Origin of the sequence: Rhodococcus sp. USK13 (genome assembly GCF_018343855.1) — a bacterium.
GTDB classification, from domain to species: domain Bacteria; phylum Actinomycetota; class Actinomycetes; order Mycobacteriales; family Mycobacteriaceae; genus Rhodococcus_F; species Rhodococcus_F oxybenzonivorans.
In genome coordinates this window covers 2,960,207-2,977,939 of record NZ_CP069242.1, presented here as the reverse complement: position 1 = coordinate 2,977,939, position 17,733 = coordinate 2,960,207, and the positions used below count along the sequence as shown (strand labels likewise).

At 66.9% G+C, this 17,733-nt stretch carries 15 protein-coding genes; 9 read left to right on the top strand and 6 right to left on the bottom strand.

Annotated features, from left to right (window positions below; all coding sequences use genetic code 11):
- Window positions 1-10 precede the first annotated feature (10 nt).
- The gene (locus JQT59_RS16320) at window positions 11-1,252 is read left to right on the top strand and encodes an AI-2E family transporter (RefSeq protein WP_213576973.1); all 1,242 of its coding nucleotides are present in this window, start codon (window positions 11-13) and stop codon (window positions 1,250-1,252) included.
- Window positions 1,253-1,259: 7 nt separating this feature from the next.
- Here JQT59_RS16320 and JQT59_RS16315 read toward each other — a convergent pair whose 3' ends face one another.
- Together JQT59_RS16315 and JQT59_RS16310 are read right to left on the bottom strand one after the other, a co-directional pair.
- Window positions 1,260-4,241 carry an AAA family ATPase gene (locus tag JQT59_RS16315; protein WP_213576972.1) on the bottom strand — a complete coding sequence of 994 codons (2,982 nt, stop codon included), beginning with the start codon at window positions 4,239-4,241 and terminating at the stop codon, window positions 1,260-1,262.
- On the bottom strand, window positions 4,238-5,422 hold the full coding sequence (locus JQT59_RS16310) for an exonuclease SbcCD subunit D (RefSeq protein WP_213576971.1): 1,185 nt from the start codon (window positions 5,420-5,422) through the stop codon (window positions 4,238-4,240). The genes JQT59_RS16315 and JQT59_RS16310 overlap by 4 nt, the downstream gene beginning before the upstream one ends.
- A 196-nt stretch (window positions 5,423-5,618) precedes the next feature.
- On the opposite strand from JQT59_RS16310, the gene JQT59_RS16305 reads away from it, so the two are divergent.
- Window positions 5,619-6,494 (top strand): DUF6542 domain-containing protein, encoded by an 876-nt coding sequence (locus tag JQT59_RS16305; protein ID WP_213576970.1) that lies wholly within the window; start codon window positions 5,619-5,621, stop codon window positions 6,492-6,494.
- Between the two features lie 21 nt (window positions 6,495-6,515).
- On the opposite strand, the gene JQT59_RS16300 is transcribed toward JQT59_RS16305, so the two are convergent.
- Entirely contained in the window at window positions 6,516-7,523 is a 1,008-nt protein-coding gene (locus JQT59_RS16300) for a 4-hydroxy-3-methylbut-2-enyl diphosphate reductase (protein WP_109332216.1), read from the bottom strand.
- A 142-nt stretch (window positions 7,524-7,665) separates the two neighbouring features.
- Here JQT59_RS16300 and JQT59_RS16295 point away from each other — a divergent pair, with 142 nt between their 5' ends.
- From JQT59_RS16295 to JQT59_RS16285, 3 genes are read left to right on the top strand one after another with little or no spacing between them, the layout of a single operon-like run.
- Complete coding sequence (locus tag JQT59_RS16295) at window positions 7,666-8,286, top strand: lipid droplet-associated protein (protein WP_213576969.1); 621 nt, start codon at window positions 7,666-7,668, stop codon at window positions 8,284-8,286.
- A complete protein-coding gene (gene xseA, locus JQT59_RS16290; protein WP_213576968.1) occupies window positions 8,283-9,539 on the top strand; it encodes an exodeoxyribonuclease VII large subunit in 1,257 nt (418 codons plus the stop codon). The genes JQT59_RS16295 and xseA overlap by 4 nt, the downstream gene beginning before the upstream one ends.
- 3 nt (window positions 9,540-9,542) lie before the next feature.
- A complete protein-coding gene (locus JQT59_RS16285; protein WP_213576967.1) occupies window positions 9,543-9,770 on the top strand; it encodes an exodeoxyribonuclease VII small subunit in 228 nt (75 codons plus the stop codon).
- Window positions 9,771-9,784: 14 nt separating this feature from the next.
- Here the strand turns inward: JQT59_RS16285 and JQT59_RS16280 are convergent, their stop codons facing one another.
- Window positions 9,785-10,354, bottom strand: a complete 570-nt coding sequence (locus JQT59_RS16280) for a DUF4245 domain-containing protein (RefSeq protein WP_213576966.1) — start codon at window positions 10,352-10,354, stop codon at window positions 9,785-9,787.
- Window positions 10,355-10,546: 192 nt separating this feature from the next.
- Here JQT59_RS16280 and glpX point away from each other — a divergent pair, with 192 nt between their 5' ends.
- Together glpX and JQT59_RS16270 are read left to right on the top strand one after the other, a co-directional pair.
- Window positions 10,547-11,587: a class II fructose-bisphosphatase gene (glpX, locus tag JQT59_RS16275; RefSeq protein WP_213576965.1), complete on the top strand. Its 1,041-nt coding sequence runs from the start codon at window positions 10,547-10,549 to the stop codon at window positions 11,585-11,587.
- 92 nt (window positions 11,588-11,679) lie between these two features.
- Window positions 11,680-13,083: a class II fumarate hydratase gene (locus JQT59_RS16270; protein WP_213576964.1), complete on the top strand. Its 1,404-nt coding sequence runs from the start codon at window positions 11,680-11,682 to the stop codon at window positions 13,081-13,083.
- A gap of 64 nt (window positions 13,084-13,147) precedes the next feature.
- On the opposite strand, the gene JQT59_RS16265 is transcribed toward JQT59_RS16270, so the two are convergent.
- On the bottom strand, window positions 13,148-14,005 hold the full coding sequence (locus JQT59_RS16265; protein WP_213576963.1) for an acyl-ACP desaturase: 858 nt from the start codon (window positions 14,003-14,005) through the stop codon (window positions 13,148-13,150).
- 166 nt (window positions 14,006-14,171) lie between these two features.
- Here JQT59_RS16265 and JQT59_RS16260 point away from each other — a divergent pair, with 166 nt between their 5' ends.
- Both JQT59_RS16260 and JQT59_RS16255 read left to right on the top strand, forming a co-directional pair.
- Window positions 14,172-15,776, top strand: coding sequence for a serine hydrolase (locus JQT59_RS16260; protein WP_159925234.1), 1,605 nt, complete (start codon window positions 14,172-14,174; stop codon window positions 15,774-15,776).
- Window positions 15,777-15,799: 23 nt separating this feature from the next.
- Window positions 15,800-16,231, top strand: coding sequence for a limonene-1,2-epoxide hydrolase family protein (locus JQT59_RS16255; RefSeq protein ID WP_213576962.1), 432 nt, complete (start codon window positions 15,800-15,802; stop codon window positions 16,229-16,231).
- A gap of 91 nt (window positions 16,232-16,322) precedes the next feature.
- Here JQT59_RS16255 and phoH2 read toward each other — a convergent pair whose 3' ends face one another.
- The gene (gene phoH2, locus JQT59_RS16250; RefSeq protein WP_109332225.1) at window positions 16,323-17,690 is read right to left on the bottom strand and encodes an RNA 5'-3' helicase PhoH2; all 1,368 of its coding nucleotides are present in this window, start codon (window positions 17,688-17,690) and stop codon (window positions 16,323-16,325) included.
- Between the last annotated feature and the right edge of the window lie 43 nt (window positions 17,691-17,733).

The following is a 17,733-nucleotide window of genomic DNA, read 5'->3' as shown; positions in this document are numbered from 1 at the left end:
AGGACCAACTGTGGCGGAGCAGGAAGCCCCGGCAGCGCCCGGGCAGGAGATCACCAAACCCGATCGCGGGCATCTCATCGGGCTCGGCGGTATGTGGTTGGCCAAGTGGTCGCTCGTTCTCGTTGCGATCGCGCTCGGAGCGTTGCTGTTCGGGTGGATCATCGAGAAGCTCTGGGTGATCGTCCTCCCAGTGCTCCTCGCGATCGTCGTGTGCACCGTGCTGTGGCCGCCGACGCGGGCAATGACCAAACGAAGCATTCCCCCCGCGGCCGCCGCCGCGACCACACTCGTCCTGTTCATCGCGGTGCTCGCGGGCGTCATCGCCGGCATCGTGCCCTCGGTGGTCAGCCAGGCTCCTGAGCTGGCCAACAAGGCCACCGAGGGCATCAACCAGGTGCAGGACTGGTTGCAGGGTCCGCCGATCAACCTCAAGGACGACCAGATCGACGAGGGTATCCACACCATCATCGCGAAGGTCCAGGAAAGTGGAACGGTCATCGCGTCCGGCGTCTTCACCGGCGTCAGCACCGCGAGCTCACTGCTCCTCACCCTCGGCCTGGTGCTGGTTCTGTCGTTCTTCTTCATCAAGGACGGACCGCGCTTCATCCCCTGGCTCCACTCGGTGAGCGGCGGCCGCGCCGGCCGACACCTCGAAGTCGTGCTCGGCCGGATGTGGGACACCCTCGGCGGATTCATCCGAACGCAGGCGCTGGTGAGCCTCATCGACGCGGTGTTCATCGGCGCCGGACTGCTCATCCTCGGGGTGCCCCTCGCGCCGGTCCTCGCGATCCTGACCTTCATCGGTGGCTTCATCCCGATCGTCGGTGCCTTCGTCGCCGGGGCCCTCGCCGTCCTCGTCGCCTTGGTGGCCAACGGGCTCACCACCGCAGTGATCGTGCTGATCATCATCCTGGTGGTCCAGCAGATCGAAGGCAACGTGCTCCAACCGGTCCTGCAGAGCAAGAGCATGAAACTGCACGCGGTCGTGGTGCTGCTCGCCGTCACCGCGGGCGCGTCGGTATTCGGCATCGTCGGCGCCTTCCTCGCGGTGCCTACCGCCGCCGTGGCCGCCGTCGTGGTGCGCTACATCGGCGAACAGATCGACGAGAAGAGTGCCGAGGCGAATATCCCCGACGACGTCGCCGCCGACGAGGACATCGACGATGCCGAGCGGGAGGGCGTGACGATCGACGAGGCTGCCGTGGCTCCGAAAGGTATCGCTCCCAAAGCGATCACACCGCAGGCCGAGTGATCGGCGCTCAGCCCGCGATCACCTCGAGCGTCGAGCCGGTGCGTCCACGAACCACGTGGAGGCGACTGGGGATTCGCTGACGCATCTCGTCGACGTGGCTGACGATACCGACCACGCGACCACCGTCCCGTAGTTCGTCGAGCACGCCCATCACCGAGTCGAGCGTGTCGGCGTCGAGGGTGCCGAACCCTTCGTCGATGAACATGGTGTCGAGGACGACGCCGCCGGACTCCGCCGCGACCACGTCAGCGAGTCCGAGGGCCAGCGACAGCGAGGCAAGGAACGACTCGCCGCCGGACAGCGTCTTCGCCGACCGCACGACGCCGGTGTAGTCGTCGCGGATATCGAGTCCGAGGCCACCACGACGCCCACGCGGGCCGGCCTCGTCGGTGTGGACGAACGAGTAGCGGCCAGCGGACATCCGGCTCAACCGGGCGGACGCCGACACCGCGACTTCCTCGAGCCGGGCAGCAAGCACATAGGAGCGCAGCGACATCTTGCGTGAGTTCTGACCACGACCGGCGATCACCTCGGCGAGGGCGGCCAGTTCCTCGTGTTCCGCCTGCATCGGGGCGATGGCCGCGGCAGCTCTCTCGAGCTGGCCGACGAAACGCTCGAGGTCGAGTAGTCGTCGTTCGGCCTCCGACGCCACCGCCACCGCGACGTCGACCGCCTCCGTTGCGGCGTCGTGTGCCTGCTGGACGGACCCCAGGTCGACCGGCGCTGCATCTGCGACCGCGGCGATCTCCGGTTCGTCGAGTATTCGGCGGGCACCGACCTCGGCATCACGGGCAGCGGTGAGTCGGGCGTCGATTTCGTCCTGTCGGGCAACGGGACGCACCGCCGCCACCGCGTCGCTCGTTCGGTCGAATCCCGCTTCGCGAGCGAGTAGTTCGGCCTTCGCGGCCAGTTCCTGGGCTGAAGACTCGGCGGCTGCTCCCTCGTCCCGGGCGTCGAGCAGTTCGGACGCGGCGTCCGCCAGCACCGCGATGCGGGCGCGGCGGGCCGCGGGACTCTCGTCCTCGCCTGCGGCCTCCCGCACCCGCGCCCGGATCTCCTCGAGCTGCGCGGCACCCGAGGTGATTTTCTCGGCGACGGTGGCAGCCTCGACCGCAAGGTCGTGCGAACGAGTGTGCAGTTGCGTCTCACGGTCGCGGAGCTCACCGAGATGGCGGGCCCGCGACGCGGCCTGCTCGCCGAGGTCGCTCGCATGGCGCAGTGCCGCCTCCGCGGAGGCGAGTTCGGCCCCGAGGTGGTCGGCGTCGCCGTCCCCGCAACGCTGGACCAGAACGTCGATTGTGCGGTCTGCCGTTGCCAGAGCCTCTGCCGCAGTGTTCACCTGCACCGCGGCCTTCTGTTCCGCTGCGAGGGCCGCATCCTCATCTGCCTTGGTGACCGACAGTTCGGACTCCGCCGCGGGGTCGGGGTGCTCCACCGAACCGCACACCTGGCACGGTTTACCGTCCTCGAGCGTGCCCGCGAGTTCGGCGGCCATCCCCAGAATCCGGCGCTGCAGGAGCGTCAGCCAGTGTTCGCGGGCATCCTGGTGTGTTCGCCGGGCGTCGAGCACGGCGCGCTCGAGTGCGTCGCGGCGGTCACGGCACTGCCGAAGCTCTGCGGCGGCCGCGGCGGCGTCGGCCGCGCGAGCACGAACATCCTCGAGCCCCGGTAACGACACACGAGCCTTCTCGGCCTCGTCGAGCGCACGCTCCGCGACCCGAATGGCGCCGGGCAGCTCCTCGCGTTCGCGGGCAAGCTCCGCGCGGGTGTCGGCCAGCCCGACTTCCCGGGCGCGCAGCCGGCCGAGTTCGACGTCGAGCCGGTCCCCCACTTCCGCCTCTGCAAGCACACCGTCGAGGCGGACGACATCGTCGCGCCACGACCGGATGCAGGTTCGAAGATGTTCACGCTCTTCACTGTTCGGCGGCCACGACAATTGCTCGACCACCTCGGCGCCACCTGCCGTCGAACACAGCCGGTCTGCGATGGCGGCAACCCGCCGCGCCGCGGTCGCCGCCTTGTCGCGGGCAGCGTCCGCTTCGCGGACGACGACGGCAACCGGCTCCGCCCGCCGCGCCGCGGCGACCTCGGCGGCGAGAACCGCCCGTTCCGAAGCTCCGGCCTCGTAGGCGGCGAGTTCGGCCTCTGCCCGGGTACGCCGGTTCTGGAGTTCGAGGATGCGGCGCGCCTGCGCCAGAGCATCTCGCGTCAGGGCCGCGTCCGACTTGACCTTCTCGAGCTCATCGACGGCAACATCGCGGGTGGCGCGCGCCTCTTCCTCCAGTTTGTGCGCCCACGTGACAGGATCGGCGTCCGCACCGCCCTCGATACCCGCTGCCGTCGCGACCTTGGCGATCAGCACGTCGATGGAACGCTGATGCTCGTCCAGGTCATGAGCGCTCGCTCGCCGCCTGTTCAGGAACCACTCCTCCACCGTCCCGAACCGCGTGGTGTCGAACAACCGCTCGAGGAGCTGTCCGCGTTCTTCGTTGTCGGCACGCAGAAATCGGGCGAACTCACCCTGCGGGAGAAGCACCACCTGGAAGAACTGGTCGGCACTCATCCCCATCAACCGGCCGATCTCCTCGGCGATGTCGGGGATTCGGGACAGGTGTTCTCCTCGCCCGTCCAGCCAGGTGAGAGTCGCTTTGGCGTTCTCCTTGATCGTTCCCGAACCGCGACGTTTCGGGCGTTCGAATTCGGGACTGCGGACCAGCCGGAGGCGGCGACCGGAAATGGTCACCTCGAGCGTCACCGTCGGCACGGAACCGGCCGGCGCATGGTCGGAGAGGAGCCGCTTCCCGTCCCTGCGCGCACCGGGAACCGTGCCGTACAGCGCGAAGGCCACCGCGTCGAGCACCGTGGTCTTGCCCGCACCGGTTTGCCCGTGCAACAGAAAGAGGCCGTCGGCGCCGAGTCGGTCGAAATCGACCTCGACCGAATTCGCGAACGGTCCGAACGCCTCGACTTCGAGTCGATGCAGTCTCATGCCGACTGTTCCAGCACCACGACCCCGGCCGTGTCCTCCCCGGCACGGTCGGCATGACCGAGCGCGGCCTCCACGAGGCGGACCTCGCGCGGGGACGGCTCGCCGCGCACATCGGTCAGGAAGCTGCGGGTGATCTGCACGTCGCTGCGCCCGTGTACCTTCTCGCGATACCGCAAATCCTCGGTGCCTGCCGGTCGCTGCCATTCCAGGTGGACGGCGAACGGAAATCGGGTCTGCAGAGAGCGCATGGCGTCGACGGGGCGCTGCGGATCGGTGAGGACCGCCGATACGTAGCACTCCTCCGCGTCCCCGAAATGCTCGCCTTCGAGTAATTCTTCCAGGGTGCCGGTGAGCTGTCGTAGCCCTCGGACCACGGGCAGATCCACCCGCTCGACACGGCGGAGCCCATCCGCGGCAAGGTCGATCAGGAAGACGGACTTGCGGTGACTGCGTTCACCGAAAGAGTACGGCAGTGGCGACCCCGAGTACCGAATGTGCTCGGCCAGCGTCTGCGGTGAGTGCAGGTGGCCCAGCGCGACGTAGTCGACGTCGCCGAACGCCGACGCCGACACGGTCTCGACCCCACCGACCGAGATGGACCGCTCCGACCCTGTGGCCTCGGCCCCCACCACGAAGGCATGAGCCAGCACGACCGACCTCGTACCCGGTGCGTCGGCGGCCCTGGCGTCGAGGTCCGCGCGCACACGATCCATGGCCGCATCGAGAATGTCCGCGTGCGATCGGGCAGCGGGGACGCCGAGCTGAGTGCGGGTGATCTCCGGTTCCAGGTAGGGAATCCCGTAGAACGCGACGGGACCGTGCTCGTCGTCCAGCACGACGGGGGAGGTGATGCCGGCCACCGTGGTCATCAAGTGCAGACCGCCCGCCCGGGAGAAGGCGGCGCCCGCGCCCAGCCTCGCGGCGGAGTCGTGGTTGCCGGATGTCGCGATGATGACGGCACCGGCGTCGCGGATCTCTTCGAAGCCGCGGTTGCACACCGTGACGGCGTCCGCACTGGGAATCGAGCGGTCGTACACGTCGCCGGGAACCACCACGACGTCCACCGAATACTCGCGGACCAGTGCGGCGATCGAGTCGAGCACCCGGGACTGATCGGCGAGCAGATCCACTCCGTGGAACGTGCGTCCGATGTGCCAGTCCGACGTGTGCAGGATCCTCATGTCTCGGACGGTAGAGCACGGTGCCGACAAATCCCGAACACCCCCGCCGCGTGGCGGGAAACCGATCGGCGGCGCCCGGACAGAGGGCGACGTCGTGCCGCCGATTAGTGAGGAACGGCACAATTACCGTGCGAGTCCGGTCTCCGACCGGTCACGCCAACGGCGACAGTCGACATGTTGCCGCTACTGTCGTTGTGTGTCTGCAACCCAACGTGCTCGCTCCGGGGTGCCGCTCGATCGGCAGTCGATTGTCGTGTCGGTTCCCGGTCTTCCCTGGTGGGGTGTCATTCTCCTGGCCGTCGGAGTCACCTGTCTCGGGTTCGTGGCCGATGCGGCGGGCGGGAGCGAACTCACCGCGGCGTTCTCGACGTTCTATTTCCTCGGCTGCGTCCTCGCCGTGGTGGCTGCCGGCAACAGCGCTCTCTTCACCGCCATCGTGCAGCCGCCGCTGATTCTGTTCGTCGGCGTACCGCTGGGCCAGAGCCTGATCGCGGAAGAGAACAGCACAGCACTGCGGGATCTCGCCATCAACGTCGCGTACCCGCTGGTGAACCGGTTCCCGATCATGCTGGCCGCCACAGTCGTCGTCCTGGTGATCGGCGGGCTGCGGCTCTTCCTGCTGCAGCAGCGTCGAACCGGGCCCGCCCGTACGTCGGAACGGCGCCGCACGCCTCGTTCGGTACGCGAGGGCACGCGCACACGTCGAACTTCAGCGGATGCCGACGAGTCGGCCACGAGGCTGCGGCCGAGGCGTTCCGCCCGGGAGCACCCTCGCTCCTCGGCGCGGCGGGCCGACAGCCCGCCTCCGCGTCGGTCGGCGTCTTCGGGACGCCCCACTCCCCCACCGCCGGTATCCGACAGGATCTCGCAGGCACCCCGCTCTACCCAGGTACCGCGCAGCGCACAGCCGTCCCGGTCCACAGAAGCCCCGCGATCGGCACAGACACCGCGATCGACTCCGCAGCGGCCGACGGCCCGCTACCGTTCCACCGACGTGCCTGCTCACCCGATCCCTCAGGTGCGCTACCGGGACCGCTACGAACCACCGTTCGAGACCGAGCAGCCCCGCTGACCCCGGGCGGTCGGCACGGTGTCAGTGCCGGGCGGCGCGAAGCTCCCGGGGGAGCGCGAAGACGAGGGTCTCGTTGGCAGTCGTGACCGGCTGGACGTCGTGGAACCCGTGTTCGGCCAGTAGGTCGATCACACCGCGCACGAGAATTTCCGGCACCGAGGCGCCTGAAGTGATGCCGACCGTGCGAACACCGTCGAGCCACGCCGGATCCACCTCGCGGGCGAAGTCGACGAGGTACGACGCTTTCGCGCCGGCTCCGAGGGCCACCTCGACGAGACGCACCGAGTTGGACGAGTTGCGGGAGCCCACCACGATCACCAGATCGCACTCGGGCGCCATCGCCTTGACCGCCACCTGACGGTTCTGGGTGGCGTAGCAGATGTCGTCGCTGGGGGGATCCTGCAGGTGGGGGAACTTCTCCCGCAGCCGCGCCACGGTCTGCATGGTCTCGTCGACGCTCAGCGTGGTCTGCGACAGCCAGATGACCTTCGACTCGTCGCGGACCGAGACGGCATCCACCGACTCGGGTCCGTCGACCAGTTGCACATGGTCGGGGGCTTCGCCGGCAGTGCCTTCCACTTCCTCGTGGCCCTCGTGGCCGATGAGGAGAATGTCGTAGTCGTCGCGGGCAAACCGTTTCGCTTCCTGGTGCACCTTGGTGACCAGTGGACACGTCGCATCGATGGTGCGGAGATTGCGGGCTGCGGCCGACTCGTGCACGGCCGGCGACACACCGTGCGCAGAGAATACGAGCAACGCACCCTCGGGCACCTCGTCGGTTTCGTCGACGAAGATCACGCCGCGCTCGGTGAGTGTTTCCACCACGTGGCGGTTGTGGACGATTTCTTTGCGGACGTAGATCGGGGCGCCGTGCTTTTCCAGCGCCTTCTCGACCGTCTCGACAGCGCGGTCGACGCCGGCGCAGTACCCGCGGGGTTCAGCGAGCAGCACTCGCTTCTCACCGCTCGCATGCACTCCCGAATCTGCCGAACGTGTGATACCCACATTGAGTGGAACAGCCGAAGACATGGTTCCAGCGTACGGGTCACCCCCCGGCTAGGACACTTTCGCCGGGCCTCGGGAGGGGTACTGTGCGCGTCATCGAGTCGAGTCGTCCACGCTGTGGGCACGTCGGCTACCCAAACGTGCCGATGTCAGGCAGGCTGTGAGCATGATTCGTCCCCCGTTCGTGGCGCGCGTCGCCGCTGGAATCGCCGTGACGGCCGTCGAAGAAGCCAGGAGGCTGCCCACGACGGCGGTCACTCTGCCGATGACTGCGGTCAGCCAGGTGCTGCAGACCACGATGCGTGTCCAGCAGACCATGACGGCGCTGGCCATCAAGGGTGACCAGGCTTTTGCCCTCATCCACTGGACGCACGACGAAGAGCAGCCGTCCTGGGCGGTGTTCGACGAGGACACCGACGGAGAACCCGACATCGAGGACGCGCCGGACGATCGTCCCGCCGGGCCCGGCCGCTTCGCGCTGTACTCCCTCAGCCCTCAGGGTGACGACCTCGACGAGAAGTCCACCGCGGCCGCCGGCCTGAAGGCCTCGAGTACCAACGGTGTGGCGAAGACCACGACCCCGAAGCCCGCCTCCGCAGTCGCCGAACCCGAGATCGCCGCCTACCTCGACTATTCGTCGCTGACCCTTGCCCAGTTGCGGGCCCGCCTGCGCTCGCTGTCCGTCGAGGACCTGACAGCGCTGCTGGACTACGAGACGGCGACCCTTGCCAGGGCACCCTTCCTGACCATGCTGACCAATCGCATCACCACCGCCAAGGCCAAGTGACTTCCGCACAGTCCCGCGCAGCCAGTACAGCACCGAGTACCGCCGACAAACCGTGGCCGGTTCGCACCGTCTCGGCCAAGGTCGCACAGTGGATCGACCGGCTCGGGAGTGTGTGGGTCGAGGGTCAGATCACCCAGATCAATGCCCGTCCCGGTACCCGGACGGCGTTTCTCGTGCTGCGCGATCCGTCCGTCGACATGTCCCTCTCCGTGACGTGCTCACCTCAGCTGCTGCAGAACTCCCCTGTCCCCCTCACCGAGGGCAGTCGGGTGGTGATGTTCGGGAAGTTGTCGTTCTACACCGGCCGCGGATCGGTGTCGCTGCGAGTGACCGAGATCCGCGCGGTCGGAATCGGCGAACTCCTCGCGCGGATAGAGAGGCTGCGCGCGCTTCTGGCCGCGGAGGGCCTGTTCGACCCCCGGCTCAAGCGCCCGCTGCCCTTCCTTCCCGGGACCGTCGGCCTGATCACCGGCCGAGCAAGTGCCGCCGAGCACGATGTCCTCAGCGTGGCGCAGCGCCGCTGGCCGGCCGTCCGGTTCGAGATTCGTAACACCCCGGTGCAGGGCGTCACCGCAGTGCCGCAGATTCTCGACGCGTTGAAGGAACTCGACGCCGATCCGCACGTGGATGTGATCATTCTGGCCCGCGGCGGCGGAAGCGTGGAGGACCTGCTGCCGTTCTCCGACGAGGCCCTCTGCCGGGCGATCGTCGCGTGCACAACCCCGATCGTCAGTGCCATCGGACACGAGCCCGACAGCCCGCTCAGCGATCACGTCGCCGATCTGCGCGCCGCTACCCCCACCGACGCCGCCAAACGGGTGGTCCCGGACGCTGTCGCCGAGCAGGCGCTGGTCAGCGAGCTGCGCTCACGCAGTGCGGCGGCGCTGCGGAACTGGGTACAGCGCGAATCCCACCTGATCTCCCAGCTGCGAAGCCGGCCGGTGCTCGCCGATCCGGTGCGCGCTCTCGACGAGCGGGGCGACGAGGTCGAGCGACTGCGCGAGGCGGGCCGCCGCGACATCACCCGGGCAATCGCCGCGGAGAGCACCACGATCGAGTACCTGCGGGCACGGTTGACCACCCTCGGACCCGCGGCCACGCTCGCCCGCGGCTATTCCGTCGTTCAGCGGATCGTGCCCGACGGCGATCCCGAGGTATTGCGTTCGGTCGACGACGCCCCGCCGGGCACCCAAATTCGCGTTCGAGTCGCCGACGGCGCAATCCGTGCCGCGGTGATGGGAAAGGACAAGTAGGACATGAGCAACACCGGAAACGACACCGACATCGCGGAGCTCGGTTACGAGGCGGCGCGTGACGAACTCGTCGACGTGGTCAAGGTGCTCGAACAAGGCGGCCTCGACCTCGACGCGTCACTCGCCCTGTGGGAGCGCGGGGAGGCTCTCGCGAAGCGGTGCGAGGAGCACCTCGCAGGAGCCCGCAAACGCGTCGAGACCGCGCTCGCGCACGTCGACGACGAGAGCTGACGAATCGGCTGCGATCAAGCCGCGAGGATCGGGGCTTCGGCCGCGGCCGTGGTGAGCTGCTCGAACGCCTCTTCGGAGGCGCTGCCCGTCACGAGGAGCCGGACGTCGCCGAAGTCGGAGACCCAGATCGATTCGACTCCCTCACCGCCGTACACGATCCACGTGTGACCTGCGATGTCTTCTGTACCGGTGGCCGTCCGCGGTCCACCGGCCACGAAGGGCACCAGCACAGTTTCGAGCGCGTTGCTCTGCGTCAGCTGGATGTACCGACCGGCCGGCGTGATGAAGCCGACGGTGCTGGAGTCGCCGCCGCCGTCACCACTGACGATGCTGCGGCTCCCCGAGTTGGGTGTCCAGCCCTCGGGCGTCTCCGGTTGACGAACCGGGAACGGAAGGTCGTTCGCGTCGTACTTCAGCGCAGCGTCGATGTCGAAGCTGGGAATCGGCCCGGTCGTGGGACCGCCGGGGCTGAACGTGCACTGGCTGGCGATACCGGCGATCAGCACGCAGAACAGGACAAGGGGTACGAGCGACCACACCATGTCGCGGTTGTTGTGCAGGATGCGCGGTTTATCGGATGCCACGCACACCAGTATCCAGGGTCGGCCCCCGAACGACGATTCTCGGTCCCCCGATATGTCGCCCCAGCAACGCACGTCACACAACTTTCTGGGAGAATCAGCCCTGAGATTCACTCGACAGTCGGCGGCCGACAGGCCGACCGGCACAGCGTCGACGTACAACGTCGACCGGAACTGCATCAGGAGGCACTGCCCATGACGGCCAGCACCACATCGAGACGCCGCGAGGCCCCGGACCGAAACCTTGCTCTCGAATTGGTCCGAGTCACCGAGGCTGGTGCAATGGCTGCCGGTCGCTGGGTCGGCCGTGGCGACAAGGAGGGTGGCGACGGCGCCGCCGTCGACGCCATGCGCCAGCTCGTGAGCTCGGTCTCGATGCGCGGTGTCGTAGTCATCGGCGAGGGCGAGAAGGACGAAGCCCCGATGCTGTTCAACGGCGAAGAGGTCGGCAACGGCGACGGCCCCGACTGCGACTTCGCGGTCGACCCGGTCGACGGAACCACCCTGATGGCCAAGGGAATGCCCAATGCGATCGCTGTCCTCGCAGTCGCCGAGCGCGGCGCGATGTTCGACCCGTCCGCCGTGTTCTACATGGAGAAGATCGCCGTCGGTCCCGACGCCGCCGATGTCATCGACATCACCGCGCCCGTCGCCGAGAACATCAAGCGTGTCGCGAAGGTCCGCAAGGCGTCTACCTCCGACGTGACGGTCTGTATCCTCGACCGTCCGCGGCACGCCGGGCTCATCCAGGAAGTCCGGGACACCGGCGCCCGGATCCGTCTCATCTCCGACGGCGACGTCGCGGGTGCGATCGCCGCCGCGCGTCCGGAGTCGGGCACCGACATCTTGATCGGCACCGGTGGCACCCCCGAGGGCATCATCGCCGCCGCCGCCATGCGCTGTATGGGTGGTTCGCTGCAGGGCCGGCTTGCCCCGACCGACGACGCCGAGCGTCAGAAGGCCATCGACGCCGGTCACGACCTCGACCGCGTGCTGACCACCGAAGACCTGGTGTCCGGCGAGAACGTCTTCTTCTGCGCGACCGGTGTCACCGACGGTGACCTGCTGCGTGGTGTCCGCTACTACGGTGGCGGCGCGTCCACCCAGTCCATCGTGATGCGATCCAAGTCGGGAACGGTCCGCATGATCGACGCGTACCACCGCCTCGAGAAGCTTCGTGAGTACTCATCCGTCGACTTCGACGGTGAGGACGGGGCGGTTCCGCCGACCTTCTGAGCGCCTTCGCCGCCCGTGCGCCTTTCTGGTAGCTCCTAGCAACCACAACGGCGCACGGGCGCGCAGCGTCCGGAAGTGGCAATGTTTGATTCATGACGGAGAGCAACGAGCAGCAGTACCGGATCGAACACGACACCATGGGTGAGGTGCGGGTCCCCGTGGACGCGCTGTGGCGCGCACAGACGCAGCGCGCCGTCGAGAACTTCCCGATCAGTGGTCGAGGTCTCGAACGCACCCAGATTCGCGCCATGGGCCTTCTGAAGGCAGCGTGCGCGCAGGTCAACAAAGACCTCGGGCTCCTCGATGCCGAGAAGGCCGACGCGATCATCGCAGCGGCAGGTGAGATCGCCGAAGGCAAACACGACGACCAGTTCCCCATCGACGTCTTTCAGACGGGCTCCGGAACCAGCTCCAACATGAACGCCAACGAGGTGATCGCCTCGATCGCCGCCGCAGCGGGTGTCGTCGTCCACCCCAATGACGACGTCAACATGTCGCAGTCGTCGAACGACACCTTCCCCACCGCCACTCATGTTGCCGCGACCGAGGCGGCGGTGAAGAACCTGATCCCGGCCCTCGACCACCTCCGGTTGGCCCTTCTCGACAAGTCCACCGAGTGGAAGACGGTCGTGAAGTCGGGGCGCACCCATCTCATGGATGCGGTCCCGGTGACGCTGGGTCAGGAGTTCGGGGGCTACGCCCGGCAGATGGAAGCCGGCATGGAACGCATCGTGGCGTGTCTCCCACGGCTCGGCGAACTGCCCATCGGCGGCACCGCAGTCGGCACCGGCCTGAACGCCCCGGACGGTTTCGGCCCCAAAGTGGTGGCCGAACTGGTCAAGGCGACGGGCATCGACGCGCTCACGCCGGCGAAGAACAGTTTTGAGGCGCAGGCGGCGCGAGACGGTCTCGTCGAGGCGTCCGGGGCGATGCGCACCATCGCGGTATCCCTCACCAAGATCGCCAACGACATCCGGTGGATGGGTTCGGGTCCGCTCACCGGATTGGGCGAGATTCGGCTTCCCGACCTGCAGCCCGGCAGTTCGATCATGCCCGGCAAGGTCAATCCGGTACTCCCCGAGGCCGCCACCCAGGTGGCTGCGCAGGTAGTCGGCAACGATGCCGCCGTCGCCTGGGGTGGGGCTGCGGGCGCATTCGAGTTGAACGTCTACATTCCGATGATGGCCCGGAACGTTCTCGAATCGTTCACCCTTCTCGCCAACGTCACGCGGCTGTTCGCCGACCGGTGTGTCGCGGGCCTGGTAGCTAATACCGATCACCTCAGGACCCTCGCCGAGTCTTCGCCGTCCATCGTCACGCCCCTGAACTCGGCGATCGGATACGAGGAGGCGGCCGCCGTTGCCAAGCAGGCCTTGAAGGAGAAGAAGACGATCCGAGAGACCGTCGTCGCCCGCGGTTTGATCGGTGACAAACTCAGCGAGGAGGAGCTGGACAAGCGTCTCGACGTGCTCGCCATGGCGAAGGTCCAGGACTGACCTCCAGCCAGACATGACGGTGGCCCGCACTCCTCGGAGTGCGGGCCACCGTCGTTACCGTTCCCTACAGCAGTGCGGACAGTTCCTCGCGGGCCTTCTCGCCCTCGGTCCCGAGGTCGGAACGGCCGGCGATGTTCCACGCCGCGAGAAGCGGTGCGAACACCTTCTCGCGCTGGAGTGCGGGATCGTAGATGCCGGCTTCGGCGAGCACCGCAGTGCTGTTCTTCCCGCCGGGCAACTCCACGCTCGGCACGTCGAATGCGTCGATCCGCGAGGCGATGGCGCGCACCATCTGTTCGGGCGCCACTGCGAACGCGGCTTCGACGACGTTGCGGTAGAACACCGACTGCAGTTCGTCGTCGGCGGCCAGCCGCGTTTCGATCGACGCCACCAGCGGGTCCTCGGCGAGGGCGGCGGTGTTGTGGTGCCGGACGGCCGCGGCCTTCTCTTCGAATGCCGAGTTGGCGAGCATCTCGAGCAGGTGCATCGGCGGCATGGCGTATCCACGCACCATCTCGTCCATCCGAGCGCGCTCGAGTGCGACAGGATCGACCGCGCGGGTCACCATCAGATAGTTCCGGAGCACGATGGAGTGCCGGTTCTCCTCTGCGGTCCAGCGGCCGACCCAACGCCACCACGGGCCCACCATGGCCAGGTGCTTGGCGATCTCCCGGTGGTACGCGGGCACATTGTCGGCGACGAGAACGCCCACGGTGAGCGCAAGTGCCTCCACCTCGCTCAGGGTGGACTGATCGGCCGACCAGTCCGTGCCACCCATGAATGCGAAGTTCTTACCCTGGTCCCAAGGGACCAGGTCGTGCGGCAGCCAGCCGTCGGCCTCGGCGATGTGACGAGCGAGATTCTCCTCGACCACAGGAGACAGTTCGGTGAGAAGGTGCTTGTCCGTGAATTCAGTCGGCATTCGCATACCGTAGCGTCCGCGTGCTCGCGCAGGAATCTCGAGCACGCGGTCACCGGCTCGCCCAGCCCGGACCCGAGCCCGGATCGGCGGAAAAGCCCCAGGTCACCGAGCTTCGTGGTTACGCTGAGAGTTCCCGATTTTCGCCGGCCCGAGCAGAGGACCTCCAATGCGCAGACGTGGGAACTCGATGACACTGTTCTTCGCTGTCCTGCTGGCCGGGTCGCTCGTCACGGGATGCACCGACAATGAGCCGTCCACCGACACCGCCAGTTCTCCCGCGTCGACAACCGCCCCAGACAAGCCGGCCAATCCCGCAACCGTCTCCGGCGTCGACATACCCGACGGCCGAGTCGACGACGCGGTCGGACGCCTGGACGACCTGGTGAAGAATCTCATGGACAGCACACACGTGCCCGGAATGGCGGTCGCGGTGGTGCACGGCGGGCGAACCGTCTATGCGAAGGGATTCGGCGTACGCGAAGAGGGCACCGACGAGATGGTGGACGCCGACACCGTCTTCCAACTGGCATCGCTGTCGAAGTCGGTAGGGTCCACGGTGGTCGCGCACGAGGTGGGAACCGGCGTGGTCGGCTGGGACACGACCGTGGTCTCGAAGCTTCCGGGTTTTGCGCTCGCAGACCCTTGGGTCACCGAGCATGTCACGGTCGGCGATCTGTACTCGCACCGCTCTGGTTTGCCGGATCACGCCGGTGACGGACTCGAGGATCTCGGCAACAACCAGCAGCAGGTACTCGACAAGCTTCGGCTCGAGCCGCTCAATCCGTTCCGTATCACGTATGAATACACCAACTTCGGGGTCACCGCGGCCGCCGAAGCGGTGGCCGCGGCATCCGGAACGGATTGGGCGACGCTGTCCGAACGGGCGATTTACCAACCACTCGGGATGGACTCGACCAGTTCCCGGTTCGCCGACTTCCAGGCGCGGAGTAACCGTGCCATCGGCCATCAGCTCGTCGACGGCAAGTACGTCGCCGACGCCGTCCGCGACCCCGACGCTCAGTCACCGGCCGGCGGCGTCAGCTCGTCCGTGAACGACATGAGCAAGTGGCTCACCATGCTCCTGGGCGACGGCATGTTCGAGGGCAAGGAAATCGTCGATTCGAAAGCCCTGCTCCCCGCGGTCAGTCCGCAGATCGTGTCGAGCCCCCCGAGCTCACTCGACGCCCGGCCAGGGTTCTACGGATACGGGTTCAACGTGTCGACCACTTCTGCCGGCCGGGTCTCCCTCAGCCACTCGGGTGCCTTCCAACTCGGGGCTGCCACCAACTTCGTGGCGATCCCCTCGGCCGACGTCGCGATCGTCGCCCTGACCAACGGCTCCCCCACCGGAATTCCCGAAACCCTGACAGCAGAATTCGCCGATCTCGTCCAGTACGGCGAGATCCGCGAAGAGTGGAGAGATCTGTATTACCAGGCCATCTCCCCGATGCTCGACCCCGAGGGCAGTCTCGTCGGCAAGGACGCGCCCACCAACCCCGCTCCCGCACAGCCACTTCCCACGTATACGGGAACGTACAATAATGCCTACTGGGGTCCGGCCGTCGTCAGCGAGAAAGACGGTCAACTCACCCTGCAACTCGGACCCGCGGGGCAGACCTTCCCACTCGAGCATTGGGACGGAAGCATTTTCACGTTCAGGCCCAGCGGCGAGAACGCCCCGCCCGGCACGGTGTCGGAGGCAACGTTCGCGGGTAACAGTCTGATTCTGGAGTACTACAACACAGATGGTCAGGGAACGTTCGTTCGCTGAACTCACTTCGAGCAGGAAGTACCATGGAACCCACTTCACAGTCTACCGAGACGGTTTCGCCGTCCGACACCGCCAATATTCGCGTGGTTCGCGAATTCCTCGACGCCCTCGTTGCCGGCGACCCGGATACCGCCCGCCAGTATCTGCACCCGGACATCGTGTGGCACAACGTGTCTCTGCCCAAGATTCGCGGGATCGAGTCGGTGATGCGGATACTCCGGGGCATGAGCAGGCCCGGTGTCGGATTCGATGTCCGGTTGCACCACATCGCCGACGAAGGAACAGCAGTGCTCACCGAACGCACCGACATCCTCATCTGGAATCGGCTGCGCAGCGAATTCTGGGTGTGCGGCACCTTCGAGATCGAGGACGGCAAAATCCTCGTCTGGCGCGACTACTTCAGCAACCGGGCATTCCTGTGGGGCACGCTGAAGGGACTGGTTCGAATGTTCTGATCCGGCCCGAAGGCGTCCGCCCAATGTCCCATTCGGTCCAGTTCTTCTGTTCCGATGCGACATTGGGCGGAGCTCGAGCTTCAGCCAGGAGCTACGGCGTGGGCCCGAATTCCTCCAGCATCTCCGTCACGAGTGCGGCGATCGGCGAACGCTCACTGCGAGTCAGCGTGATGTGGGCGAACAACGGGTGGCCCTTCAGCTTCTCGATCACCGCCGCGACACCGTCATGGCGCCCGACCCGCAGGTTGTCGCGTTGAGCCACGTCGTGCGTCAGCACCACGCGCGATCCTGTTCCCAGCCGGGACAGCACCGTGAGCAGAACGTTGCGCTCGAGGGACTGCGCCTCGTCGACGATCACAAACGAATCGTGCAGTGACCGCCCCCGAATATGGGTGAGGGGAAGAACTTCCAGCATCCCGCGACTGATAACTTCTTCCATCACCTCGGGGCTCGCCAGGCCGTCCAGGGTGTCGAACACGGCCTGGGCCCACGGGCCCATCTTCTCACTCTCACTGCCCGGCAGGTACCCGAGTTCCTGACCGCCCACCGCGTACAACGGCCGGAATACCACGACCTTCCGCTGAGTCCGACGCTCGAGCACCGCTTCGAGTCCCGCGGTCAACGCCAGCGCCGACTTGCCGGTGCCGGCCTTGCCGCCCAGCGACACGATGCCCACGCTGTCGTCCATGAGAAGGTCGAGGGCAATGCGCTGCTCGGCCGAGCGTCCGTGCAAGCCGAACGCTTCCCGTTCGCCTCGCACCAACTGCACCCGCTTGTCGGCGTTCACCCTGCCGAGGGCGCTCGACGAACCACCCAGAAGCCGAATTCCCGTGTGACACGGCAGCTCCCGTGCCTCTTCCAGGTCGACGACACCCTCGGAGAAGAGTTCGTCGATCGACGACGACGCCACGTCGAGCTCCGCCATACCCGTCCAGCCGGAGGGGACGACATCGTGAGCGTGGTACTCGTCGGCGGGTAAGCCCACCGCGCCTGCCTTGACGCGGAGCGGGATGTCCTTGCTGACCAGGACGACGTCGCTGCCCTCGGCTTCGAAATTCAGGGCACAGGCGAGGATGCGGGAATCGTTACTGTCCGTGCGGAATCCGACCGGAAGCACTGACGGGTCGGTGTGGTTGAGCTCGACCTGCAGGGTGCCACCTTCCGTGCCGATCGGCACGGGCTGGTCGAGACGGCCGTACTCCAGGCGAAGGTCGTCGAGCATACGCAGCGATTCGCGTGCGAACCATCCCAGCTCATGATGGTGCCGTTTCCCCTCGAGTTCACTGATGACGACGAGAGGAAGCACGACACGGTGCTCGCCGAACCTGGCGACGGCCCAGGGGTCGGACAGCAATACGGAGGTGTCCAATACGAACGTACGAACTCCCGAAGCCGAGTTCTTGCCGGAGGCTGCGGACGTACGTCCTGATCGGGCTGAGACGGAGCGTGATGCAGTCACGTGAGGCTCCTAGGTCTGCGCGGCACCCACGCAAACTCGGTTC

Coding starts and splice junctions, on each gene's coding strand:
- JQT59_RS16270 (WP_213576964.1), top strand. CDS start 11,680: ATGACGGAGAGCAACGAGCAGCAGTACCGGATCGAACACGACACCATG.
- JQT59_RS16255 (WP_213576962.1), top strand. CDS start 15,800: ATGGAACCCACTTCACAGTCTACCGAGACGGTTTCGCCGTCCGACACC.
- JQT59_RS16295 (WP_213576969.1), top strand. CDS start 7,666: ATGATTCGTCCCCCGTTCGTGGCGCGCGTCGCCGCTGGAATCGCCGTG.
- JQT59_RS16260 (WP_159925234.1), top strand. CDS start 14,172: ATGCGCAGACGTGGGAACTCGATGACACTGTTCTTCGCTGTCCTGCTG.
- JQT59_RS16285 (WP_213576967.1), top strand. CDS start 9,543: ATGAGCAACACCGGAAACGACACCGACATCGCGGAGCTCGGTTACGAG.
- JQT59_RS16315 (WP_213576972.1), bottom strand. CDS start 4,241: ATGAGACTGCATCGACTCGAAGTCGAGGCGTTCGGACCGTTCGCGAAT.
- JQT59_RS16300 (WP_109332216.1), bottom strand. CDS start 7,523: ATGTCTTCGGCTGTTCCACTCAATGTGGGTATCACACGTTCGGCAGAT.
- JQT59_RS16265 (WP_213576963.1), bottom strand. CDS start 14,005: ATGCCGACTGAATTCACGGACAAGCACCTTCTCACCGAACTGTCTCCT.
- glpX (WP_213576965.1), top strand. CDS start 10,547: ATGACGGCCAGCACCACATCGAGACGCCGCGAGGCCCCGGACCGAAAC.
- JQT59_RS16310 (WP_213576971.1), bottom strand. CDS start 5,422: ATGAGGATCCTGCACACGTCGGACTGGCACATCGGACGCACGTTCCAC.